We start from the raw sequence: 24,641 nt of genomic DNA on the forward strand, positions 1-24,641 counted from the left end.
TGAATTAAACGTGATAGACGATTTGGCCGCCGCAGATGGTATATTTGACTTGACCTTTCACAGTTTCTCCGATGAAAGGTGAATTGGCCGCTTTAGACGCAAAGTTTTCTCCAATCAAGCGGTCTTCCTTATCTGCAAAGATGACAACATCGGCAGGACCGCCTTCAGCCAGATATCCGGCGTCAAAATCATACAGCTGTGCCGGATTGACTGTCATTTTGGCCAGAAAATCCATTAAACTAAGATGTCCTGCTTGGACTAAATACGTCAAACCAAGTGAGAGCGATGTTTCAAGACCTGTCATACCGGACGGTGCCTTGGTCATGTCAGCTACATTTTTTTCATCAGCATGATGGGGTGCATGGTCGGTAGCAATCACCGAGATGACACCCGATTTAAGCCCTTCAATCACTGCCAAACGATCTGATTCTGAGCGCAGAGGAGGATTCATCTTGGCATTGGCTCCTTTTTCCAGCAGCAGATTTTCTGTTTTTGAAAAATGCTGCGGCGCTGCTTCTGCGGTTACCTGAGCCCCTAATTTTTGGGCAAATTCCACCACTTTGACAGACTCCGCCTTAGATAAGTGCTGGATGTGAATATGAGCCTGCCTGTCATAAGCAATCATGACGTCACGCGCAATCATGCTGTACTCAGCCACGCCCGTTGCACCGCAGAAATTAAAGCGCTCTTTCGCGATGTTTTCGTTAAAACCTAAAATGCCGTTTAATTCAGGATCCTCCTCATGAAGACTGATAAAGGTTCCGTGTTTTTTGGCTAAGTCCAGAGCCTCCTTAACAACCTTAGAGCTCGTCAAAGGAATACCATCATCAGAAAAGCCGACGGCACCCGCTTTTAACAAGGCCTCAAAATCTGTCAGCTGCTGCCCGTCAAAATTTTTGGTAATGGTCGCGACAGACTTAATGTTAATCTTTTCCTTGGCAGCACTGTCCAAAACTTCTGTCAGTGTTGCCACATCAGAGATGGTCGGTGTGGTATTGGCCATCATAACAACCGTTGTCACACCGCCCGCCGCCGCCGCCAGGGCACCTGTATGGATGTCTTCTTTGTGCGTTTGGCCCGGTTCACGAAAATGCACATGAACATCAACAAGACCGGGAGCAACCACCAGCCCTGCTGCATCAATGATTTCAGCCTCAGGTGCTTCGATTTTCTCTGCTATTTTCACCACTTTTTGACCATCAAGCAGCAGATCGCAGATCTTGTCTGTCTGAGATTTTGGGTCAACCAAACGGCCGTTTTTGATAAGTATCATTTATTTTCTCCCTTACATCTAATTATTGCAGCCAATCAATCGGCTCAATTCCTTGAGCCTGCAAGAAATCATTGGTCCGTGAGAAGGGCTTGCTGCCAAAGAAACCTCTGTGAGCAGATAAGGGACTTGGGTGAGGCGACTCAATAATATGGTGAATCGGATTGGTGATCAGTGCCTTTTTGCGGCGCGCAAAACCACCCCAAAGAATAAAGACAACCGGTGTATCCTTTTGATTGACCACCTTAATCACCGCATCGGTAAAGGGTTCCCAGATGCCGTTGGCATGAGCATTGGCCTGATGTTCAGGCACTGTCAGACTGGCATTGAGCAAAAGCACACCCTGCTGCGCCCAAGAGGTCAGGTCATGATTTTTTTTCTCCCCAATATCTGCAGCCAGTTCCTGCAAAATATTTTGCAAAGACGGCGGTGCAGGCACTTGATCAGGCACCGAAAAGGACAGTCCCTGAGCCTGATTGGGGCCGTGATAAGGATCCTGACCGATAATGACCGCTTTCACTTCTTCTAAAGGAGTGGTCTGAATAGCATTAAAAACCTTCTCCCGCGGCGGATAGATTGTCCCGCGGCTGTAAACCTCATCCATAAAATGATTGATCTGCGCAAAATAGCCATCCGGCAGCTCTTTTTTGATCAAATCATGCCAAGCTGAGTGTTGCATACATTTCTCCTTACTAAGTTATCAATAAATACTGAGTTTTGTTTCTAAATGATTTTGAAACATTTCAAATAAAAAGCAAAGCAGCCAATAAATAAAAGCAATCAAAACATACATAGACATATAGTCATATTCGCGGCCGCCAATAATTTTTGCATTTTGGAAAATATCCGGTACTGTAATCATAGCCGCTAAAGAAGAACTTTTGAGCATATCCAGTATAACATTTCCCAAAGGCGGAATAGCAATCCGAAAAGCCTGCGGTATAATAATACTTCTTAAAATAGATTTAGCAGGCAGTCCCAGAGCTCTAGCTGCTTCCCACTGTCCCCTATCCACTGCTGATATGGAAGAGCGAAATATCTCGGCAATGTAAGCAGCACTGACTGTACTAAAACCTATATAAGCACAAAGCAGAGCCGGCAACTGCACTTCAAAATAAGGCAGACCAAAATAAAGGACAAACAGAACAACAAGCATGGGGACACCGCGCATTATCGAAATATAGGTCCGCGCAAAGGATCTGAACCAGAAATTTTCAGACATCCTCAAAACAGAAATCAAAATCCCCAAAAGGCAGCCCGTCAGAAAACTAAGGACGGCAATACCTAAGGTATACGGAATCCCTGATAAAACAAAGGGCAGACTGCCGATAATCAGCTGAAAATTAATGAACATAAATCTCTTATTAATCTTTCTAAAGACGTGATTGCTAAAAATCACGCACTTACCAAACTTATTGTAACAAATTTTTAAATGGCATTCCAGTTAAGAAAAGAAGATAAAAATAAGGCGATTCCTTGAAAAGGAACCACCCGCCCTTAATCAATATCCGAAATATCAATTTTCTTATAGTTGTTTTGGTGTTTTTTTGTCACATCTTCTCCCCGGAAGAATTTTTTCGATAATTTTGAAAGAGTGCCATCCTTGCGCATATCTTTCAAAGCCTTATTGATTTTCTTTTGTAAGAGCTTATTTTTCAGAGACAGCGTAAAGCTTGTACTGTAAGGATTGGCAAAAAGCCCCTCATTAATTCTGACAGCATATTGATCCTTAATAGCTGCAACTGCCATTTTTTGCAAGTAGTAATCATTGATAATAACATCTGTCCGGCCATCAACCAAATCTTTCATGTAGACATCATTAGTCACGTTATCATACACGACCAATTTTGCCCCCAGTTTTTTGGCAATCTTCATATAGTTTGTGCTGGCAGCTCCAGCAGCTCTCTTCCCTTTGATGTCTGACCAAGAATGAATGTCTGAATCATCCTTAGAGCGAACAACCATTGAGGTAAAAGAATATTTATAAGGGGAAGTCCTCAAAAACTTACTGATATTTTTGTTGCCATCCTCTAAAGAAAAATTAGCAAGATCTATCTGGCCGCTCTTGACAGCTGTCAGCATACCATCAACACCCATTTCAGTAAACTGAAGTTTTAATCCCAAACGTTTGCCAATTTCCTTTAAAATCTCAACATCATAGCCTGTTAATTTATTCTGGTCGTCGTGATAAGACTGCGGATACAGCGTTCCCGAAGTAGCAACCTTAAGAGTTCCTCTCTTATCAATCTTATTCCAGCTCTTTTGTCCGGAATCCGATGACTGGGAACAAGCAGCCAGAAACACAGCAGCCATTAGAAGACTTAAAGCTATGAAAAGTTTCTTTTTCATCCTGTATTTTCTCCTTGTATACAACAATATTTTGTAAGCTTGAAAAGGCTTACTTTGTGAAAATACACTTTTCTTAGAAAATTTTCAAGTATTTTATCTGCATTCTCTAACTTTAGACAAAAAGCCGCTGCTCCTCAAAAGACTGTGCCAGAGCTAAAAGTAAATCTTCTCTCCCTTTAGCAGCTGTCAGCTGAACACCCAGTGACAGTTCTTGAGCATCACGATAAAGGGGGAGAGAGATGGCTGGCTGCCCAGTCAGATTGGCCTGCTGTGTAAAAGGCGTCCAAGCTAAACTCTCAGCAAACATCTCCCAAATGAACTCCTGCTGTCGGGTTTGATCAAAATCAGCCATATGCTTTAAATTGTTTTCCAAGTCTGCGGATAAGAAAAATTGCCCATGTTTAGGTGCAGCCTCAGCTGTCGTTGGTGTCAGAATCAGATCGTATTTTTCATGAAATAGCGCCATACGATGACTGTACTGGTCCCATTGGCTGAGTACCTTGGAATAGTCTTTAGCAGGAATCGTTTGACCAGCTTGATAAAGTGCCCAAGACATGATTTCCATATCATCCGGCATCAGACTACGTCCCAAAGCAGCAGACAACCCGTCAAGCATAGCAGCCGTTTCGACACTGTTCATTATATAGTAGGACTGCATAGCCTCTACACCATCTAAGGGCTGCGCTACTTCTTCTACTGTATGTCCTGCATCTTCCAAATATTTAGCCGTTTGTTGAACAGCAAAAACAGCTGAGCTGGAAATTTGGCTGCCAATAGGCGAATCAAGCAACATGGCTATTCTCAATTTTTTCTTTAGAGACTGCTCCAGAGATGCTTTCGGTAAAGTTGGTAGTACGAAAGGACTTTCCATCTGACGGGTCTGCAGATAATACAACAGACGCTTGGTATCCCGTACTGTCTTGGTTAAGGCGAACTGAACAGAGGCTCCCTGCCAGCCTCTAAAAGAAGCGGGTCCGACTGGAATGCGCCCCCTTGTTGGCTTTAACCCAATAAGCCCATTAAAAGAAGCAGGAATACGAATCGAACCGCCGCCATCGCTGGCAGCCGCTAGAGGCAAGATACCTGAACTAACCAAAGCAGCTGCACCGCCGCTGGAGCCACCCGCATTTCGGCTGACATCATCAGGCAAATTGACACTGCCATGCAGACTGGAATCACTAATATTCTTAAAGCCAAATTCCGGAGTATTAGTCCGGCCTAAAATAACGAAACCCAAAGCTTCCAAGCGTTTGACATAGTTGTCAGAGTGACTGGCACGATAATTGGCTAACAAACGAGAACCCGACGTTGATAGCTCGCCAGACTGCTCCTGACCTAAATCCTTAAGAAAGAGCGGAACACCTGCAAAAGGTTTTTCTGAGAAATCTCGATTTTGCGCCTCTAACAAAGCCTGTTCAAAACGCGTATCTACAATAGCATTAATCTTAGGATTGACAGCCTGACTTTTTTCAATTGCTTCTTCTACCAATTCTTTTGGGGAAACGTCTCTGTTCAAAACAGCCTGGGACATTGCGGTTGCATCCAGCCAATTATTAGCTACCATGTTTATCTTCCTTGTACTAAACTCTACCAATTAAATCAATTTCAGCCTGATCAATGATGTGACCTTTAGCAGCATGCCGAAGATCATTCAGGTAAAAGCCCTCTGACAAAGGCAGCTCCTCATCCAGAGCATAGACTGTCAGCGTATACTGATGATCCTTGTCTGGCGGACATGGTCCCAAGTAGCCATTTTCCATGTCGGAATAATCCGTCTGCAAAAACTTGCTGACCAGTGAATTTTTGCCTTTGATGTGATGCTGATCACGTCTGGCAAAGTCTTCTGAAATAGATGTTTTATCAGCAGGAACGTTAGCGACTGCCCAATGAATGTAGGCAAAACCGCAAACTGGGATAGAATCGTAATCGACAAAAGACCAGGCCAGTGTTTTGGCGTCTTTAGGAACCTCTGAAAGTTCAAAAGGAAAAGATTTGACAGCGTATCCCTTGTTGGTATCGCTGGCTTTTTTCCCATAAGCATCCGGGATAATCTGATTGTCAAACGAAACTGTAATTTTCATAGGATACCTCCGTATCTGTTCGTTTTTCGTGTTTTTTCTCTTAAATCTGTCAAGTTTTAGTCCTGCCAGGTTTCTTGATTTTCTTTGAATTTCTTTAAGAGCTGCAGACCATCTGCATCAATATAGCCTTGGACTTTGGCCACCTTGATCAGCTCAGAATAATTGGACAGAGTAACCAGTTTGACCCCGGCCTTTTCAAAGTTTTCGGCAGCTTTTGGCAGTTCATAAGTAAAAATAGCGGCAACACCGAGCACATCTGCTCCTTCTCTTTTGGCTGCTGCCACCGCATCAAGGACCGATCCGCCTGTTGAAATCAGATCCTCAACAATAACCATTTTTTGCCCTTTAACCACCCGGCCTTCAATCTGATTGCCGGCACCGTGGTCTTTAGGTTTGCTGCGGATATAAGCAAAAGGCAGGTTCATCTTGTCCGCAATAATGGCTCCGTGAGGAATTCCGGCCGTCGCAGTGCCTGCAATAACCTCTGCTTCCGGAAAAGTTTCTTTGATGGCCTCCACGAACCCATTTTCAATCAAGGTGCGTGTCTCAGGATAAGACAGCGTAATGCGGTTATCCGTATAAATCGGCGACTTAATGCCGGACGCCCAGGTAAAAGGATCTTCAGGCTTCAAATAAACTGCCTTGATATCCAATAAATCACGTGCAATGTCTTTGGCTAATGTCATAAAAGTCCTCTTTCATTTTTAACGTTCAGCATCTACTGCTGCTTTGAAAATAGATTAGCTAATCCGCTTTTTTCAAAAATGTCGGCTGCACAGCGCTTTTTACATGTCCAGCCACTCTGCTTTAATGGCCTGATAGGCCGCAGCAGGATTTTCAGCCTGCGTAATCGGTCGGCCGACAACGATATAGTCAGAGCCGATTTTTCTGGCATCGCTCGGCGTCATGACACGCTTTTGATCACCGACAGCAGAGCCTTTAGGGCGGATGCCCGGCGTCAGGCAGACAAAGCTGGCTGAGGTTGCTGTCTTGATTTTTGCGGCTTCATGAGCAGAGCAGACAACACCGTCAAGACCGGCTGCCGCAGCTCTTTGAGCATAGTGCACGACGGAGTCAGCAAGGCTGGTCTGAATGTTTTGGTCCTGCCTCATTTGTTCTTCAGAAGTTGAGGTCAGCTGCGTTACCGCCAGCAGCTTGGGGCCTGCCCCCAAGCCTTCACGCGCAGCTTTCATCATTTCAAGGCCGCCAGCAGCATGGACATTGGTCATGTCAACGCCTAAACCTGCCAGCACAGCCATGGCCGACTGAACCGTATGAGGAATATCGTGCAGTTTCAAATCCAAAAAGACGGAATGCCCAAGGCTCTTCACATAGCGGACAATCTCGGGACCTGCCGCATAGTAAAGTTCCATACCGATCTTAACGTAAAGCTTTTCCTCAGCCGGAAAGAGAGCCAGAAATGATTTCACCTGTTCAAATGACGGAAAATCCAGAGCAATAATGGGGCGTTCTTCGCGCATGTTTTCTCCTTTTTACCTAGCATATCATTACAGTGATTAAAATAGAGAGCTTTCAAGCATCAGTCTATTTAACCTCTATAATAGAAAAATAACCCTGCCCAAAGGAGCAAGGTTACACGAAAACAGAGGGCTGGCCCCCTTTTATGCGGAGAAAAACTCCTTCATTCGCTGTCAACCTTCCTCGCCTCTCTGGACTCAATTAAAGGTTATTCTATTTTGTCTTATTATAGCTTTTTTCAGCTTCAAAGTCAAAAAACCATCTATGTTTTTGAAAAATCCTAAAACTTAATTTGGCTACAGATGCTCTATTCTAAACCAACCAATTTTCTTTGTTTTCGATTAGATTCATCAGCTACCCATTTTAAGACCTTTTTATTTTCACGGATAGTTCCCTTATTAAAAAGTTCACCAATACTATCATCATATTTTTTGAGAATTTCTTGAATTTCTTTTTTGTCCGTCATAATAACTGTTCCTCTAATTCTTTTCTAGTATATTTATCTGGCAGAGTAAGTTCAATTGAATCCACATCAAATTGAATATCTGAAATATTATTTTGATAATCCTTAAACACAATATTTAAAGAAATTTTATCACCAAAGTGTTTTATGACTTCTTCAATATTTTGACGTGATTTAAAATAAGCATTAATAAACGTTTCCTTTGGAACAATTCTTCCTTCTACTTGTTCACGTAACTTTGTAAAATTCCAGGCTATTAAAGGATTCTGATAAACATAATAAATAGAAACATTATAGCCGCGATTCAAAGAACGTTCAACATTTTGTTTTGCTTTCGAAACGGCAAAGGTACCATCTAAAATGAATGAATATCCTTTTTTCAATAATTTTGTTAAATAATAATCTACCAGATATGCCGCCCCTCTTTGAAATTGACTAGAATTTTTCCCATTATAATGTGGAAACTGACTTCGAAAAAAGTCAGCATCAATTGTAACCAAGTTTCCAAGTAACTCTGAGAAAGTTTCAGCTACTTCAGTCTTTCCTGCTCCTGGGCTGCCTGCCATAAACAAAGCATCTTTAGTTTCTGAGACTGTTTTTCCTGTGATAATTGTTTTTAAAAAATCTTCTTTATGTGCCTTAGCATAAGTTAGGGAAAAATTCTCACTCATGGAATCACCTCAACGCTATTATATCATAAATGTTTAATTATCACTGCTGTCCTAAAACTTAATTTGACCGCAAGCTGTTCCGAACTTCCTGACGGAGAGTTTCCAGATCTGAAATCCCGTACTTATCCATGACGCTTGGCAGATCGTCAATAATTGTCGGACAGGCATAAGGATCGGTAAAATTAGCTGTCCCAACAGCAACGGCAGAGGCTCCGGCTATCATCATTTCCAGAGCAGCCTCAGCCGAATCAACACCGCCCATGCCAATGATGGGAAGCTTTGAGAAATGCGCGACCTGATGAATTAGTTTAAGCGCCACAGGAAAAACAGCAGGGCCGCTCATGCCGCCTGTGCCATTAGCGATGATTGGTTTTCTTGTCTTTAGATCAAAGCGCATACCCACCAAGGTATTAATCATGGTAAAACCGGCCGCGCCGGCATCTTCTGCGGCTTTAGCAACCGTTGTAATATCAGCTACACTGGGTGTCAGTTTGACATAGACAGGAACATCTGAATGATCGACGCTGGCCTTAACCGCTTTGTACGTAAGATCGGGCACCTGTCCGATAAGCAGCCCTGCATTGCCATGATCCACATTGGGACAGGAAATATTGAGCTCAATAGCCGCCACATTAGGCACACGCGAGATTTTTTCAGAAACATAGGCATACTCTTCGTTAGAAAAGCCGGCAACATTGGCAATGATAGGCAGTTCAGGATAATGCTTAGCCAGCCAGGGCAGTTTTTCAGCGATAACCGCATCCACGCCGGGATTCTGCAGGCCGATTGCGTTGAGCATGCCCGAAGGGGTCTCTGCCACACGAGGTGTCGGATTGCCAAAACGAGGGTGCTGAGTCGTTGCCTTGATCATGATCGATCCAAGCCGGTTCAAATCATAATACTTAGCATACTCCTGGCCGAAGCCAAAGCAGCCGGACGCCGGAATAATCGGATTTTTCAGCTCCAATCCCGGCAGCTTAACAGCAAGTCTATTTGTCACGGTCTCCTCCTAATCCAAGATAATCTGACCGGTCTTAAAAACCGGACCATCTTCACAGACACGAAGATTGCGATCCTCTGTTTGCCCTTTGAGGTGGACAACACAGGCATAGCAAGCTCCCATACCGCAGGCCATGCGGGATTCTGTCGACAGATAAGCATGGGGGTGATTTTCAAACTTAGTATCCACATATTTGAGCATGCCGGGAGCACCGCAGGCATAAACCGCATCAGGGCTAAACGTCAGCTCATCAACTACAGTTGACACATAGCCTTTTTGCCCGTATGAGCCATCATCGGTCGTTACAACAACATCCGCATATAAGCGCATCTTCTCCTCAAGAATAACGGCATCTTTCGTCGCAAAACCCAGCACCGCAAAAACAGCCACGCCTTTATTCTTAAGCTCTTTTGCCAGCTCTACCAAAGGCGGAACTCCGATGCCGCCGCCGATAAGCAGGGCAGTCTGGCCGAAACTCATAACAGACACATCAAAACCATTGCCCTGAGGCCCCAGACAGTCAAGAGTGTCACCGGCTTGGAGCTCGGAAAAGACAGCCGTTCCTTCACCTTCAATCCGATAAACAATGGCAGCCTCTTTTTTGGATTTGTCAATTTCAGATATGGAAATCGGCCGCCGCAGCAGTTTGCTTTTGTCCGGCACACGCAGATGCAAAAACTGACCGACCTTCATTTCACTGACCATTTCACCAGTCAGCACCATCTCAAAAATACGCGGCGCAATCTCCCTCTGACTGACCACCGTCATGTCTTCTTTTAAAATCATAAGCACCTTTCTAACAAAAAAACCTTACCAGCAAGGCAAGGTTGCACAAAAAGCGGGGGAGTGGGACAAAAGTCAGTCATTTAAAGAATAGACTTTGTTGTCCCACCCCCGCACAGTTGGCTAGGTTGGTCGCTATCGCTTGCCCTGCAAGGGATAAGAACAGCCAGCCAACCACTGCGCTAAAAAGTCATTCTCATGGACTATGGAATCAACACCACCCTTTGTCTCAGCCACTTTTAAACGCGATTCCCTTGACAGCCTCTCTGGACTCCATTAAAGGTTATTTCATTTTTTCTCATTATAGCTTGAAATCAGGTAGATGTCAAATGAGTAATTAAAGAATGAATTAGAACATTTTAGTCCATTTGTCAATAATTAAATCATCTCAACAGCATGATAAGTTAGAATAAGATTATCTGTAATCTCTGAATAAAGGCCTACATCCTTAGCCCTACTCCACGGACTTCCCTCTTTATGCGTAATTGTCACTAATTGCGAAGCTGTCTTTTTACCAAACTTCTCAATAGTGGACTTAATCGAAGAAATAATAGATTTTTCATCATCTGATTGAAGAATTTTAGCTAAAGCAAGCGGCATCGTAATTTCATTTAACGTTACCACATGTTCGTCGCTTCTTTCATCAATTTCTTCGCGACCATGCCCTTTGTAAAAGTCATAAACCTCTCGTATAACTGGTCCATATTGCATAGCAATAATTTTATCATCAAAAAGTTTCTTCCCAGTTCTAGTAAGATAATCAGCATAAATCAAATAGATCATCTTTTGCAGCTTAAGATTTGACATTGGCTGAACAGAAAGAAGATACTTTGCAATATCAAGAGCTGTTATTTTTTTATCGCTTGAAATTTCTTTTAAGAATTTATCTAGACTGCTATAAATTTTAATTCCTTCAAAAAAGCTGTCTTTATTAACAACACTGCTCCAGTCTTTTGAATCAGTTGTCAATTTATGAATAGCATAATCTGGTCGCCCTAATAAAGTTCTGGTTTTATCTTCCAGCCCTTTTAAAACACTTTTATCAATAACATCAGCTGCGTAATGCCAAGCAATACGCTTGCCAAGCCGATAAGAACTAGCGATAACAATGACATGCTGCACCATAGCCTCTTACTCCTCTCTATGCTTATTACCTTTATAAATTTCAGTCCAACTAATATACTGGCGCTTTTCCTTATGATCCCTATGAGACTTTTCGTTTAATATTTCATCAGATTTCTCCCAAATTTGAAGCTCCCACGGAAAATACTGATTATGACCGCTTTTAAAATAAATATGAATTCCTATGTAATCTTTATCTTGTCGGACATATGGACGAAAAAGTTCAACCTCCAAAGCATCAGAATTTCTAATGTCAACTAATAACTGCTCATAATCAACATTACCATCAATGACAATACGAAATCCTAGTAAGTCGTTCAAACATTTCTGAATGGGGATTTCAGAAACATTTCTGCCAAAACGATAATAATACAGTTTATTTAGAGCGGACTCTTTATTTTTACCTCGAAACCGCGTTTCAATCACGGGTGAATTAGAATCAAATTCAAGAAAAATCTGCCAAAAAGCAAGCTCCTCTATGTAGTCGTCTACTAGAGTAATAAAGTTCTCATCATAATTCTCTTCGTATAAAACACTGTCAACCCGCTTCTTTTTTAAATTATAAGGAACATGTTTTTCAAAAAATTCCTCTGAGAAACGTTGATGTAGTTGACCAATTTCATTTATTAATTCTATAACTCCATCGAATATCAATGTATCCTCTAAACTATCTTACTTAACAACTAAAGATTGACTGATTGTCTATCATTGTATCATAAACATAGTATTAAGTGCAATTCCTACTATCCAGTCGTAAACAGATACAGCAACATTAAACATCCCACTTAAACACTGGTTTAAAGGAAATTGTCAAGTCGGTTGTGAAAACTCAGTCTTCCACCAAATAAATATCTGCCGTGTGGTTAACTTGTTCGCTTTCCAGCGGCAATTGCATATAGTCGCCATATTTCTTTTCTAAATAATAATCCCAATTGGAAGGTCCCTTAACGGTCAAACCTTCAAAGTTAACATCAACAGTTGTCAAAAAAGCCTCTTTCGGCATCATTTCCTGCGCTTTTCTGGCCATGATATTCTCACCGACAAAATCGCTGTCTGCAATAGTATAACGCCGGCAAACTTTATCCGTATGATCAACCAGACGTTTGACACCTACTGCTTTCAGCAAGCTTTTAGCTACCGGTTTGACTATTTTTTTAAACTTAGACTTGCCTTCGCCAGTTCTGGACAGTGCAATGACTAAAAGTTTGTTTAATCTACCCATCTGATTCAAATAGGATTGTACTTTTTGCTTGTCATTAGGCAAACCATCTAAAGGAAAAATATCAATCCAGAGGAAATTCTCTTGCGGATCATCAATAAATTGCCTATTGCAGATTGTTTTTTTATTTAAGATGCGGCAGTATGGTCTTTTTAAATTATTAAGACGGTTGCTGGCCACCGTAAACGAAAATTCTTCCTCAAAAGTACTGTGCAAAGCTAAAAATTTTTCGTAGTCTTCCCTCGGCATCAGCAGATCGATATCATCATCCCACGGAATAAATCCCTGATGACGGACAGCTCCCAGTAAAGTACCTCCGCACAAAACATAGGTTAACTGATGACGATTGCAGAACTCAACAACAGCTTTCAGCATATCCAACTCTAACAGCTGGATCTCCCTAAGCGTCAGTTTTTTTGTCATTGAGATCCTCCTTGATTTGGCTGGTCGAAATATCCGGTGTCCTTTCCAAATAAACCACTTCGCACAAATCGTTTAAATCATCAAAATGCCCGGTCCAGTCATTGCCGATAACAAATACATCAATGTCAAAGTCTACTATATCCGTACGCTTTTGTTCCCAATTTTCCTCAGGAATCACCTTATCTACATAACGAATCGCTTCTAACATTTTTTTACGTTCCTCGTAGGAAAAATACGTTTTCTTATTTTTCTCACGTGAATTAAATTCATCAGTTGATAAGGCAACAATCAGACAGTCTCCTAACTTGCTGGCTCTTCGCAATAATTCGATATGCCCATAATGCAGCAAATCAAATGTTCCATAAGTAATTACCTTCTTCATAATCACTGCTCTCCTATTTCTGTTTTTACGTTAATATGCTGTGCCAGCTGCTCATGTTCCGGCGGCAATTTCATATAATCACCATACATATGAGTCAAATAGGCATCAACTTGTTCAGGCGCTTTTACCTGCATCCCTTCAAATGCAATGGTTGTGCCTGAACCAAAATAATCCTTCGGTACAAATTCTTTAAAATAGTAGGCCCCCATACAAGTACCAATGACGTCACACTGCTCAATCGAATGTGATTTTAAAGTGGCATCTAAGCGATTTTTTACCTTGGTCGGATTAAAAAGTTTACCAATTTTAGTCACTTTACCAAAAGTAATTGCCAAGCGCTGCTTCCAATCTCTTTTGGTATCACGCAATTGATCAATATAATGCAGGCCAAGAGCCAGCCGGTAGCTGTCCATCTTTAATTTAAAAAGTCTTCGCTTCATGGCTTGGTTTGGCAAACCGTCAATAGGTAAAATGTCCATCCATACCGGAGCAGGCCGGTTAGTTCTGGGGTCAGTAATCTGAACTTGGGTATTAACCAAACGAACAGGGTAAAAATACAGACTAGGATTATCTTTATAATACGCTATGTCAATAGGCCGGACATTTTGTTCCTTAAAAATACGGATAAACTTTTCATAATCTTCACGCGGCATAGCTACATCAATATCATCATCCCAAGGAATAAAGCCACCATGGCGTACAGCACCGATCAGTGTCCCCCCGATGATAAAATAATGTAACTGATGGGCTTCACAGATGGTTTGAAACACTTTGAAAATTTCAATTTCGGCCAGCTGTAAATCTCGTAATGTTTTATCTGTCATGCTCAGTCCCTTACTAAATCCAATTAGGAAATCCTTTAGGGTATAAAACTTTTAATAAGTAATAAGCCTGATAGTTTGTCATGCGAACTAATTTTAAAAATTTACCCAGTTTGCCCAAGGCCAAAATTCCTTCATAAACTTCAGAAGAAGCCGAGTGAATGGCCTGATCAAAGGTTTTCAGACGCTGTTTGGTTTCTTTCGTGACAGCCAAGAGAAATAGGGTTTTAACTCCCTGCAGGTAAGCCGATGTTGCCCGATGCAAGAGATAAGAAGCATTCTCATTCGTTTTCTTATTAGCGTAGAATTGCGCTAACCGTTCACTGATTCCCAGCATCATTTCCGCATTTTTAATCCTTGATTCACGGCTGACACTTTGGCCATCACGTCCTACACGATAGCCATAGACCGGCAAATCAACATATTGAATGGTTTTAATGTAGGCAAAAGGAATGGTTGCATACAAAATATCGGTATATAGGGTTCTGCCCGGCAATTCAAAAGAGGCTTGCCGCAAAATATCCGTTCGATAGCATAAACTCCACATACTGATTGTTTGATAATTTTTAAGCTGAGAAAACAGAGTTGGTTCTTGGGGATAAGCCGTCAAACTTTTCTTTTGTAATTCATTTTTATTTGGACCCCAGTTAAAGGGTGTCACCAGGACATCCGTCTGACTGTGATCTAATAATTCGATGAGCTGATCCAAGCTCTCAGTATCAAACCAGTCATCACCATCTAATAACTTAAAGTATTTGCCCGTCGCATGCGCCATGCTGTAATTAACAGTTGTTCCGTATCCGCCATTTTCTTTGTGAACAGGAATGACAGAAGGATATTGTTTTTGATATTTTTGGGCAATTTCATATGTTCGATCGCTTCCGCCATCATCAACAACAAAGACTTCCAAACGGTCACAATATTTGGAAGCCACCAGCGAGTCCAGTGTCTCTTCAATATAATCTTCAACATTATAAGCTGCAATGGATATGGTTAATAATTTTTGCACTCTGTACTCCTAAAATTTTCATATTTACCAGTAATACTACCGGCAGAAATTCTTTTATTTAAAACTGTAGCTTATACTTTCCAATTCCTTATTATACCACTTGTTCTTGAACCAGCTCTACCTGAGTATCTTCTCGCTTCGGAATCGTGAAAGATGCTAAAAAAAGAACCGCAAAGATATTGTACTGAGGCTCAATCAAATGATGAGCAACTATGCTGTTAAGAGAAATCATGGCTAATACCGCAAGAGTATAGTAATCCCTTCTGCGAAAACGGTTAATTGCTTGAAAGGTCATCAACAATACGAAAAAAAGAATAAAGACGAGACCATATAAAAGAGCAAATTTCAAATACGAACTATCCACAAAATTATAGTGTGAAACTGCTTTTGTTGAACGTCCATTTCCAAAAAACTCAATCACCTGCCCAAATAAGCGTAAACCATATTTGCTCAATGCCTTTCTGCCCAAGTAAAGGCGCCCAGAGAGAGCCTTGTTAATCATTTGTAAGAAGGCATTTTTAGGACTGTAAAAAATGGTTAAAAGATAAGATATTAAAAAACCTATCGGCGTTGATAAAGTACCGATTTTTGCCAAGGGATACAGAGTATCTGATTTCAAAAAATGTACCATGAGAAATAAGATAAGTGCTAAAAACAGTGTTATAGCATCAAGACGGGCATCTGAAAGTTTAAGAACAAAGATTGAGAGAAATACCCCAAGAGCTGTAAATAGATACGGCCTTTCTTCAAAATACAAATAAGCTGAAAACAGATAGGCAAAAAAAACGTGGGCTGCAAAATCTGTCGGGTAAATAATTCCAAATGAATTACGCACAATACCTGAACCCGGCCGAACATACTGCAAATTGGGAATGATTCCCACCATGGAAGCAAGAAAAGCAAGACCCATAATAGAAACAATGATAATAAGGTAAACTCGGATAATTTTTCTAGCATTAAGTCTATAAGCTCCCATTATCAGCAATGTTAAAGCAATTATTTCAGTATCACTTGTTTGAAACCAAGTTAAAACTCCAATCGCCAACAAGGGAAGAGAGGTGATAAAAAATTGAGAACCCCAACTTTTCTTAAAAAAAACACTGGCTAAAGAAAAACCTAAAAAAATTTTAGCGATTGTATAAAGAAATCTTGGAACCGGAAACATTGTAGTTCCCAGCATTGCAATTGTTAGGTAAGGGATAAAACCTAGAAAGAATAAAAACTCATCTGTTCTGATTTTTCTACCTCTAAATTGCACATATTGCTTCATCATGTTGATTTCTCCTAAAAACTTTTCCCGTATTTCTTTCCTAAAAATTTAGCGGCTAAGAAGGACTTCCCTTTTTGGAAAAGGTCGATTTTTTCCATATACATGAAAGGAACTTCTTTGATGGTAAGCTCTTTTTGCTGAGCCAGCCAGACATTAAAGAGACGCTCGCTGACGCGGCCGAACAAGCGCGCATCAAAGCTCGAATAACCCGTCAGATCCAAACGTTTGTAGAGTTCGTCAATAATAGCAAACAGCCATGCACAGTAGGCATCAGACAGCTCTTTTTTCATGATGAACATATTGAACATATAGCCGCTGCGCTGTTTCATGACGCTGTCAAAAGCTGGGAGATAATCCGGATACAGCTCTGCCATTATCTCTCTGGTCACATCCAGATGCTTAGCATCATGGGTATGAGCATAGTGGGAATAAAGGGTTTCAATATAGTACTTGCGCTTCTTAGGTACCACAATATCCGCCTCATCAAGGAGATTTTCTGTATCCGACTGCGAAAGAATGACCTCATCAATCTTTAGGTCTTCTTTATAGGACTGTTTCTTTTTGGTGAAATAACGCCGATAGTGGACCAAACCCAGATAGTCGCAGTCCAGATTTTTCCATGCCCAGTAAAGGCCGGTCAGCTCACAGTAATAGGGATTTAAGCGCGAAATATTATCGCCCGTATTGTCCCCTGTATATCCCAGATCTTTCTTTCCTTCTCTGCCGACATGCAAGGGAAGGTAGAGCGTTTGATCTGTTGGCATTTTAAATTGCTTGTGTGTTGCCACAATTAATTTAATGTCTTTCACGCTAATCCTCTACTTTACTTCTTTTCTGACACATTGAAGGGCTGCGGCAATCACCTGATGCATGTCATAGTAGCGATACTGCCCTAAACGGCCGCCGAAGATAACCTTATTTTCTTTATCAGCCATGGCTTTATAAGCACTGTAGAGATGGTTGTTGCGGTCGTTATTGACAGGATAGTAAGGCTCATCCCCTTTTTGCCAGGTCTTGGAATACTCTTTGGTGATAATCGTTTTTTCCTGAGTGCCGAATTCAAAATGCTTGTGCTCGATAATCCGTGTATAAGGTGTTTCACTGTCCGTGTAGTTGACCACGGCATTGCCCTGATAATTTTCCATATCAAGTGTCTCCGTCTCAAAACGAAGGCTCCGGTATTCCAGCTCTCCTAATTGGTAATCAAAGAACTGATCGATCATCCCGGTAAAGACAATCTTAGGAAAATCTGCCAGATAGCCTTCCTTATCCGCAAAGAAATCTACACCGACTTCCACATCAATATTATCATGAGCCAGCATTTTCTCAACAATCTGCGTGTAGCCGCCGATAGGAATGCCTTGATAGGTGTCGTTGAAATAATTATTATCATAGGTCAGACGGACCGGCAGCCGGCGGATAATGAAAGCCGGCAGGTCTCGGCAGGCCTTACCCCACTGCTTTTCAGTATAATCTTTGATGAGCTTTTCATAGATGTCCGTGCCGACAAGAGAGATTGCCTGTTCTTCCAGATTTTCCGGCTTCTTGCCGCCCAAAACGGCGCGCTGCTCTTCAATCTTGGCCTGTGCCTCCTGAGGCGTTACCACGCCCCACAGCTTATTGAAGGTATTCATATTGAAGGGAAGATTGTAAATCTCCCCTTTATAGTTGGCAATGGGTGAGTTGGTATAGCGGTTGAACTCCGCAAACTGATTGATATAATCCCAAATTTCTTTATCTGATGTATGGAAAATATGGGCACCGTATTCATGAACCTGAATGCCCTGCATTTCTTTGGTATAGATATTGCCGGCAATGTGGCTGCGCTTTTCAATGACCTTGATTTTTTTGCCCTTGAGGGCTGCCTCATGAGCAAAAACGGCACCGAATAAGCCTGCCCCTACTACTAAGTAATCATAATTTGACATGTGAATCTCCTATTTAAACCGCAGCAATAATGATTGAAGGGTATCTAACGTAAACTTTTCTCTTGTGATAAGCAAAAACAGACCATAAACAGCAAAAAAGACAAGCGCTGTCACAGCAAGGGTAAAGAAGGTCCCAAGAGACAAGAATCCTTTTAAAACCAAAGTGGCACCAACTGCTGCCAGTGTGCTTAAGATGATCTTCCATAGACCGATTTGCCTCAGCATGGGCACAATCAAATCACGTAAGAAATACAGCTGAACCAAAACAACTGTCAGCTCTGCAATACTGCCGGCAAAGGCAGCCCCTGCAGCACCGAATAAAGGAATGGTAATGACATTAATCAAAACATCAGCTGCTGCTCCGATGATTGTGGATACCACCACCAGCATTTCTTTTTGCATGGGAACCAAAATCTGGATGCCCATTAAATTGGAAATACCAATAAAAATAACCGTCGGCATAATCAGCTGCATGGGCAGAACCGCAGGCAGGAAATTGTCTCCCGATAAAAAGAGAATGCTTTCCCTAGCATCAAGCACAAAGAACACCGTCAAAGGCACTGCCAGGACAAAAACAAAACTGAGAGCCTTCTCAACAAGGGTTCTGAATTCCGTATGGCGTTCCTGCTCATGATAAAAGGACAAACGGGGCAGCAAAACCGTTCCCAGTGATGTTACGATGCTGACAAGAATCTGCTTAATCTTTACAGCGGCAGTATAGTAGCCGACCTGATGGTCCCCTTTGATAAATCCCAGTAAAGTGGTATCAACATTGAGATAAATGGTTGTTGATACCGTCAAGAGGAAAAAGGTCAGACAGGGCTTGATGTGCTGTTTTAAATCTAAATTTTTAAGAGGTTTGAGGTCGATCAGTCTTCTTAAATTTAAGAAGTTCATCAAGTTGGAACCTACGCCTGCAAATACGGTTATGGCGCCGTAAATAACATAGTCTTCTTTGTTTTTCACCAAAAGGAGCAGTAAAATCAGCGACAGAAATTTGAAAATAATGGACCGAACTGTAATATAGGAATATTTTTCCAAAGCCTTATAGAGCCACTCTACGCCTAAAACATTAAAAATCAATGTTGAGGACATGATCAAGTAGAGCAATTTTTCCTGGGACAGTTTTGGAACCATGAAAACGGAAATGCCTAAGCCAACTAATGCCAAGAGCATCACAATAGCATTGAGCAGAAAAATTTCCTGAACGGTTTTCCGTAATTTTGCCTGATCATCTCTGATTTTGGCACAGGCTCTGATCCCATAAGTCGGAATCCCCATCATGCCTACCATGGTGAAGTAAGTGATGATGGACGTCGCAAACGATACCGTTCCGACCCCTTGAGCCTGTAAAACTCTGGACGCATAGGGAAAGGTTATCAGAGGAAAAATAAAGTTTGAGATGGTCAGAATAAAGTTCATCACGAAATTAAATCTGACGGAATTATAGCGGTTCACTGTATATACTACTCCATTTACGGATAATCTGGTTTAATGCTATCAAAGGTTCAGACTCCTGCCTAATGGGCTCCTTCACCTGTGAAAACTTTTTTGATCGTCAAAAAGAAAATTTTCAAATCCAACTTAAAAGAGAAATTTCTGACATAATAGAGCTCCAGCTGACAGCGCTCGGGATATAAGACCTCGCTTCTGCCAGAAACCTGCCACCAGCCTGTTGCTCCGGGCTTAATAGACAGAAGTTCAGCCTGTTCACTCGGTGTGTACTCGTCTAACTCAGAAGCCAAAATAGGTCTGGGACCGATAAAGCTCATATCTCCCTTAATCAGGTTGATAAACTGCGGCAATTCATCAATACTAGTTTTTCGGATAAAATGGCCGATTCGGGTTAGTCTTGGATCCTCTTCAGGCAGCAGTTTGTAGCTGTTATCAAGGTATTGCTGGTAGAGTTCAGGATTTGTTTTCAAAACGTCCTCAGCATTGACAACCATAGAGCGGAATTTTATGATTTTAAAGGCCTTTCTTCCCTTGCCCATTCTTTCCTGGGTAAAAAAGATACCGCCCTTGTCTCTGCCAAAAAGATAGAAAACAGCAATAATCACCGAAACCGGAAGCAGGAGAAAAACGGCGCCCAAAAGACCGATAATAATATCCAGCAGACGCTTGACATATAAATAAAACCGATGAACCTCCTCAAGGTCATTCTCAGTCAAATAATCCCCTCCTTCTTTGCTTTTTCATAAATCATGGGTTTGGCCGATTCTTTGGAACGGCTCAGAGTGCAGACAAAGTCTCAGTTAGAGCTCGCTCCGCTCACAGATAAATGCTATTTAAATTGGCATTTTAGAACTTCAAAACATAGTCTAGAAAAAATAGCTTTATCTTCAAGTTTCAGTGTTTATTTCCCGTCCATGGTGTCATTGATGGCATCTTTAGCCTTTGTCAGACTAGATTCATCAATAGACAGCATATAAAGACTGGCATTAGGCATGGCGTAAGATGTCAGTTCTCCGGTTGAGCCTGTGCCGGTGAGTGCTTGTGATTTGACCGTGTATTTTGAACCGGACTCGAGCTGTGAGTTCACCAGAGACATCATGGTATTTAAGGACATGTTGGTTTGAATGGATTTGCCAAGTCCTTTGATGATGCTGTTGTAATTGGATACAGCTTTCATAGAAGACAGTTTGTCAACAATAGCTGCGATGACTTTTTCTTGGTTTTTGCCGCGGTCATTGTCCCCTGCTTCCAGTGAATAGCGTTCGCGGACAAAAGCCAAGGCTTTTTCAGAATCCAATTTCAGCTTTCCAACCGGAAAATCATAGTGACCGATATGGCTAGTAAAGGCTTGGTCATTGTAGACCTCAATGCCGCCCAGCAAATCGACCAAGGTCAGGAAAGACGTAAAGTTAATTCTGGCATAGTAATCAATATCAATGTCATAGAGGTTTTCTAGGGTGTGGATTGATGAATCAATACCATAAATCCCTGCATGCGTCAGCTTATCTTTTTGGTTATTGCCGCCGTCAGCAATCGGAACATAGGAATCACGCGGTGTTGTTGTCAGAAGAATCTTATTGGTCTTACGGTTGACCGTCATAATGATATTGACATCTGAGCGTGAAACCGATGAGATAGAACCATAGCTGTCAATACCGCTGATATAAAGATTAAAGACATCTTTATTGGTTTTCTTTCGAGCTGAGGCTACCTTTTGTTTAATCGTGTAGGTGTAAATTGTCTTCAGCTTATCTTTATAATTTTCATCAGTCTGTGACAGCAAATCACTGTAGGCGCTGTTTAAAACCATAGCCTTGCTGGAATCTTCCTGCAGGCTTTGATAAGCACTCTGATAAGAATCAGTCGCTTCTGTAGTCAAATCAACACCTTTATCAGTTTGAATCTTACTGATAAGAGAGGCAATGTTAGTTCCGTCATTGCCGGTTGGTGCTAAAACACTCTTTAAATCAGAAACTTTGGAGACTGAACTGTCTTTAGGGACAACAACACTCATTTTAACTTCTGAATAGGAAGCCGTTTGATTCATCCTGTCAGATACATCAATGGCTGATTTCAGAAAGTATAGAGCACCTGAAGCTGCTATGCTTCCCAGCAAAAGAAGAACAAAGGTCAATTTGGCAGCGCGTTTTTTCAAAATCAAAACCAGCGCCAGCAAGACAACGGCAATCAAGACCACTGCTGCAATGACATTCAACCCTCTGAAAGCCAAGAAATCATAGGCAAAAACAAAAAAGAGAGTCACAGCAGACAGGATTGTAAAAAGAACTAAGAGGACACTGTTAACAACACTTAGCTTTTTGTGATTTCCTGTATGATGACTCTGATGACTACTTCTATTTGAGCGACTAACCATGCTTTTCTTCTCCAAAACTATAATTTATTTGATAGGTAATATTAACCTGTTCATTATACCATTTCAAGAGCTCCTTTGCAATGATGAGCTTTAAGCAAAAAGCCGCCTTAAACAGGCTGTATTTATTAACGGCCTCATTTGTGTTACAATAAGCATATGCGTATCCAACAATTACATTACATTATCAAAATTGTCGAAACCGGCAGCATGAACGAAGCTGCCAAACAGCTTTTTATTACTCAGCCATCGCTGTCCAATGCGGTTCGTGATTTGGAACGGGAAATGGGCATTGAAATCTTTATCCGCAATCCTAAAGGCATCACGCTGACTAAGGACGGTGTAGAGTTTTTATCTTATGCCCGTCAGGTGGTCGAACAGACAGCCTTGCTTGAAGAGCGCTATAAAAGCCAGGGACACACGCGCGAACTCTTCAGTGTTTCATCTCAGCACTACGCTTTTGTTGTTAATGCCTTTGTCAGTCTGCTGAAGGAAACAGACATGACCCGCTATGAGCTTTTTCTGCGTGAAACCAGAACCTACGAAATCATTGACGACGTGAAAAACTTTCGTTCAGAAATCGGCGTGCTCTTTTTAAACAGCTATAATCATGATGTTTTGACCAAGATGTTTGATGACAATCACTTGACTTATACCAATCTTTTCAAGGCCCATCCGCATATCTTTGTCAGCAAGTCCAACCCTCTGGCTGATAGAAAAATGGTTTCCATGAGCGATTTGGAAGATTTTCCTTATCTCAGCTATGATCAAGGGATTCACAATTCCTTTTACTTCTCGGAAGAAATCATGTCGCAGATTTCCCACAAAAAATCCATCGTCGTATCCGACCGGGCTACACTCTTTAATCTCATGATTGGGCTGGACGGCTACACCATCGCCACCGGTATCTTAAACAGTAATCTCAACGGAGACAATATCGTTTCCATCCCTCTGGATGTTGAAGATGAGATTGACATCATCTATCTCAAGCACGAAAAAGCCAACCTCTCCAAAATGGGCGAAAAATTCATCGACTACCTTCTTGAAGAAGTGAAGTTTAATTAATACACAAGAGACCTAGAATCAATTTGAAAGAATGCTGATTCTAGGTCTCTTGTGTATTTTAATATAATCTAATTACAAACCGTTTTTAAGCCACCTTTTTGTCGAAATTCCACCAATAAATAAGCTCAGCAAAATTAGGATCAAAATATAAGGAAAAATGATAAAAAAGGTAGAAATATCACCTATTCTTCCTTCGAATAATGCTTTTTCAACTACAGCATAAAGAGAATTCGACGCATCAAATACTGCAGCTATTTTGAATATTCCACCTACTGCAACAAGAATTATCGATGTCAGCCAATAAAATAAAGATACACCAATAGATACCAGCAGATTTGAAAAAAGGATACTAATGGTAGCAACAATTAAAATGTATTGAAGTACAATTAGTGAAAACATCAAGGTTGAAAATAGAAAGTAAAAGGAACTAAAATGAAAAAGGAGAGCTATCAATAGGTTTGAAATGATAATCGATAAAATAAATTCTAGTAAAAGGACAGCCATTTTTGCAAGTAAGAATTGTAATGAGTTATATCCCCAAAAATAATTTAACAAAATTGTTTTATCTGAGTAATCCTTATTTACAAAATAAACAATCACAAATCCAAAAATTAGAAAACCAAATTGGGTAAATACTGTGTAAGTACTAAAATAAAAATCCCCTATTCCCAGTTGACTAGCCTTGTCAATTCCAAGCGGCAATATATAGCCTAAAATATAGCTTAGTAAGACTGTTGATAAAATATATAAGAAAGTTTTATTTCTAATTGACTTAAATAGCTCTATTTTTAACATACTATTCCTCCCCCAGATACCACTTTATCGCATGTTCAAATGAGGGGACTTTATTCAGTTTTTGATTGTCAATAACAAAATAATTCCCAATCAACACTCTAACATCACTGATATCATGAGAAATATTGATGATTAATTTATCTGGATGGTTATCAATATAATTTTGCAAGAAGAGATGAATTTCACCTACAGTCGTTTTATCTAATGCGTTTGTAATCTCATCCAATATGATGATATCCTTATTCAATGATAGTAAAATATATAATTTAACTTTTTGATTTTGACCATCACTTAAATACTTTAGCTTTATGTTACTGTCAATACTTTTAATATCTAATAAATCATAAATTTCTTTTGATAGTTCCCAAGGGATGACTTTATGAAAATCATTAATCGTTAACTCCCTTGGCAAATTTGAATAACTGGATATTATTAAAGTGCCAGAAGATACTTCACTAGAAAAATTTCTTCCACCATTCAAGAGAAAGTCTTTTGCGAGTTGTGATTTTCCTGAACCGTTTCGACCTAAAATATGATTTATTTTACCCTTCTCAAAAGCTAACTCTGTTTCTTTTAATAATACTTTTTTGCCAACAACCAAACTATAATTTTTTATAAACATAGACATTCTCCATCATCATACTTGCTTAGAGACTCCAAATAAACCAAACAGTATATATTAAAA

27 protein-coding genes are annotated in these 24,641 nt (G+C 40.9%); 1 reads left to right on the forward strand and 26 read right to left on the reverse strand.

Annotation, left to right across the window (positions count from 1 at the left end):
* Window positions 1-4: 4 nt before the first annotated feature.
* From AC4HAN_RS03300 to cpsA, 24 genes are all read right to left on the reverse strand, one after another.
* Complete coding sequence (locus AC4HAN_RS03300) at window positions 5-1,273, reverse strand: dihydroorotase (protein WP_491091175.1); 1,269 nt, start codon at window positions 1,271-1,273, stop codon at window positions 5-7.
* Window positions 1,274-1,295: 22 nt separating this feature from the next.
* On the reverse strand, window positions 1,296-1,949 hold the full coding sequence (locus AC4HAN_RS03305; RefSeq protein ID WP_491091176.1) for a uracil-DNA glycosylase: 654 nt from the start codon (window positions 1,947-1,949) through the stop codon (window positions 1,296-1,298).
* A gap of 21 nt (window positions 1,950-1,970) precedes the next feature.
* A complete protein-coding gene (locus tag AC4HAN_RS03310) occupies window positions 1,971-2,624 on the reverse strand; it encodes an amino acid ABC transporter permease (protein WP_491091177.1) in 654 nt (217 codons plus the stop codon).
* 143 nt (window positions 2,625-2,767) lie between these two features.
* Entirely contained in the window at window positions 2,768-3,619 is an 852-nt protein-coding gene (locus AC4HAN_RS03315) for a transporter substrate-binding domain-containing protein (protein WP_491091178.1), read from the reverse strand.
* A 112-nt stretch (window positions 3,620-3,731) separates the two neighbouring features.
* Complete coding sequence (locus AC4HAN_RS03320; RefSeq protein ID WP_491091179.1) at window positions 3,732-5,183, reverse strand: amidase; 1,452 nt, start codon at window positions 5,181-5,183, stop codon at window positions 3,732-3,734.
* A gap of 16 nt (window positions 5,184-5,199) precedes the next feature.
* Window positions 5,200-5,700: a YbhB/YbcL family Raf kinase inhibitor-like protein gene (locus AC4HAN_RS03325; RefSeq protein WP_491091180.1), complete on the reverse strand. Its 501-nt coding sequence runs from the start codon at window positions 5,698-5,700 to the stop codon at window positions 5,200-5,202.
* Between the two features lie 56 nt (window positions 5,701-5,756).
* Entirely contained in the window at window positions 5,757-6,386 is a 630-nt protein-coding gene (gene pyrE / locus AC4HAN_RS03330; protein ID WP_491091181.1) for an orotate phosphoribosyltransferase, read from the reverse strand.
* A 99-nt stretch (window positions 6,387-6,485) separates the two neighbouring features.
* On the reverse strand, window positions 6,486-7,181 hold the full coding sequence (gene pyrF / locus AC4HAN_RS03335; protein WP_491091182.1) for an orotidine-5'-phosphate decarboxylase: 696 nt from the start codon (window positions 7,179-7,181) through the stop codon (window positions 6,486-6,488).
* A gap of 305 nt (window positions 7,182-7,486) precedes the next feature.
* Entirely contained in the window at window positions 7,487-7,645 is a 159-nt protein-coding gene (locus AC4HAN_RS03340; protein ID WP_491091183.1) for a hypothetical protein, read from the reverse strand.
* Window positions 7,642-8,313, reverse strand: a complete 672-nt coding sequence (locus AC4HAN_RS03345) for a zeta toxin family protein (RefSeq protein ID WP_491091184.1) — start codon at window positions 8,311-8,313, stop codon at window positions 7,642-7,644. Before AC4HAN_RS03345 ends, AC4HAN_RS03340 begins: the two co-directional genes overlap by 4 nt.
* 58 nt (window positions 8,314-8,371) lie before the next feature.
* On the reverse strand, window positions 8,372-9,313 hold the full coding sequence (locus tag AC4HAN_RS03350; RefSeq protein ID WP_491091185.1) for a dihydroorotate dehydrogenase: 942 nt from the start codon (window positions 9,311-9,313) through the stop codon (window positions 8,372-8,374).
* A 9-nt stretch (window positions 9,314-9,322) separates the two neighbouring features.
* Window positions 9,323-10,099, reverse strand: a complete 777-nt coding sequence (locus AC4HAN_RS03355) for a dihydroorotate dehydrogenase electron transfer subunit (protein ID WP_491091186.1) — start codon at window positions 10,097-10,099, stop codon at window positions 9,323-9,325.
* A gap of 375 nt (window positions 10,100-10,474) precedes the next feature.
* Window positions 10,475-11,221, reverse strand: a complete 747-nt coding sequence (locus tag AC4HAN_RS03360; protein WP_491091187.1) for a Panacea domain-containing protein — start codon at window positions 11,219-11,221, stop codon at window positions 10,475-10,477.
* 6 nt (window positions 11,222-11,227) lie between these two features.
* The gene (locus AC4HAN_RS03365; protein ID WP_491091188.1) at window positions 11,228-11,872 is read right to left on the reverse strand and encodes a hypothetical protein; all 645 of its coding nucleotides are present in this window, start codon (window positions 11,870-11,872) and stop codon (window positions 11,228-11,230) included.
* Window positions 11,873-12,047: 175 nt separating this feature from the next.
* Window positions 12,048-12,860, reverse strand: a complete 813-nt coding sequence (locus tag AC4HAN_RS03370) for a LicD family protein (protein ID WP_491091189.1) — start codon at window positions 12,858-12,860, stop codon at window positions 12,048-12,050.
* Window positions 12,838-13,242 (reverse strand): glycerol-3-phosphate cytidylyltransferase, encoded by a 405-nt coding sequence (gene tagD, locus AC4HAN_RS03375; protein ID WP_491091190.1) that lies wholly within the window; start codon window positions 13,240-13,242, stop codon window positions 12,838-12,840. The genes AC4HAN_RS03370 and tagD overlap by 23 nt, the downstream gene beginning before the upstream one ends.
* Before the next feature lie 2 nt (window positions 13,243-13,244).
* Complete coding sequence (locus AC4HAN_RS03380; protein WP_491091191.1) at window positions 13,245-14,066, reverse strand: LicD family protein; 822 nt, start codon at window positions 14,064-14,066, stop codon at window positions 13,245-13,247.
* A gap of 13 nt (window positions 14,067-14,079) precedes the next feature.
* Window positions 14,080-15,072 (reverse strand): glycosyltransferase family 2 protein, encoded by a 993-nt coding sequence (locus AC4HAN_RS03385; protein WP_491091192.1) that lies wholly within the window; start codon window positions 15,070-15,072, stop codon window positions 14,080-14,082.
* Window positions 15,073-15,163: 91 nt separating this feature from the next.
* Window positions 15,164-16,345, reverse strand: coding sequence for a hypothetical protein (locus AC4HAN_RS03390; protein ID WP_491091193.1), 1,182 nt, complete (start codon window positions 16,343-16,345; stop codon window positions 15,164-15,166).
* Window positions 16,346-16,356: 11 nt separating this feature from the next.
* A complete protein-coding gene (locus AC4HAN_RS03395) occupies window positions 16,357-17,151 on the reverse strand; it encodes a DUF4422 domain-containing protein (RefSeq protein WP_491091194.1) in 795 nt (264 codons plus the stop codon).
* 9 nt (window positions 17,152-17,160) lie between these two features.
* A complete protein-coding gene (glf, locus tag AC4HAN_RS03400) occupies window positions 17,161-18,270 on the reverse strand; it encodes a UDP-galactopyranose mutase (RefSeq protein ID WP_491091195.1) in 1,110 nt (369 codons plus the stop codon).
* A gap of 9 nt (window positions 18,271-18,279) precedes the next feature.
* Window positions 18,280-19,692, reverse strand: a complete 1,413-nt coding sequence (locus AC4HAN_RS03405) for a flippase (RefSeq protein WP_491091577.1) — start codon at window positions 19,690-19,692, stop codon at window positions 18,280-18,282.
* A gap of 98 nt (window positions 19,693-19,790) precedes the next feature.
* A complete protein-coding gene (locus AC4HAN_RS03410; RefSeq protein ID WP_491091196.1) occupies window positions 19,791-20,441 on the reverse strand; it encodes a sugar transferase in 651 nt (216 codons plus the stop codon).
* 185 nt (window positions 20,442-20,626) lie between these two features.
* A complete protein-coding gene (gene cpsA / locus AC4HAN_RS03415) occupies window positions 20,627-22,099 on the reverse strand; it encodes an LCP family glycopolymer transferase CpsA (RefSeq protein WP_491091197.1) in 1,473 nt (490 codons plus the stop codon).
* A 156-nt stretch (window positions 22,100-22,255) separates the two neighbouring features.
* Here cpsA and AC4HAN_RS03420 point away from each other — a divergent pair, with 156 nt between their 5' ends.
* Entirely contained in the window at window positions 22,256-23,161 is a 906-nt protein-coding gene (locus tag AC4HAN_RS03420) for a LysR family transcriptional regulator (protein WP_491091198.1), read from the forward strand.
* Between the two features lie 72 nt (window positions 23,162-23,233).
* Here AC4HAN_RS03420 and yydJ read toward each other — a convergent pair whose 3' ends face one another.
* Both yydJ and yydI read right to left on the reverse strand, forming a co-directional pair.
* Window positions 23,234-23,956, reverse strand: a complete 723-nt coding sequence (gene yydJ, locus AC4HAN_RS03425) for a YydJ family epipeptide exporter permease subunit (RefSeq protein ID WP_491091199.1) — start codon at window positions 23,954-23,956, stop codon at window positions 23,234-23,236.
* A gap of 1 nt (window position 23,957) precedes the next feature.
* Window positions 23,958-24,578: a YydI family epipeptide exporter ATP-binding subunit gene (gene yydI, locus AC4HAN_RS03430; RefSeq protein WP_491091200.1), complete on the reverse strand. Its 621-nt coding sequence runs from the start codon at window positions 24,576-24,578 to the stop codon at window positions 23,958-23,960.
* Between the last annotated feature and the right edge of the window lie 63 nt (window positions 24,579-24,641).

Source organism: Streptococcus sp. ELY_86 (genome assembly GCF_058314495.1).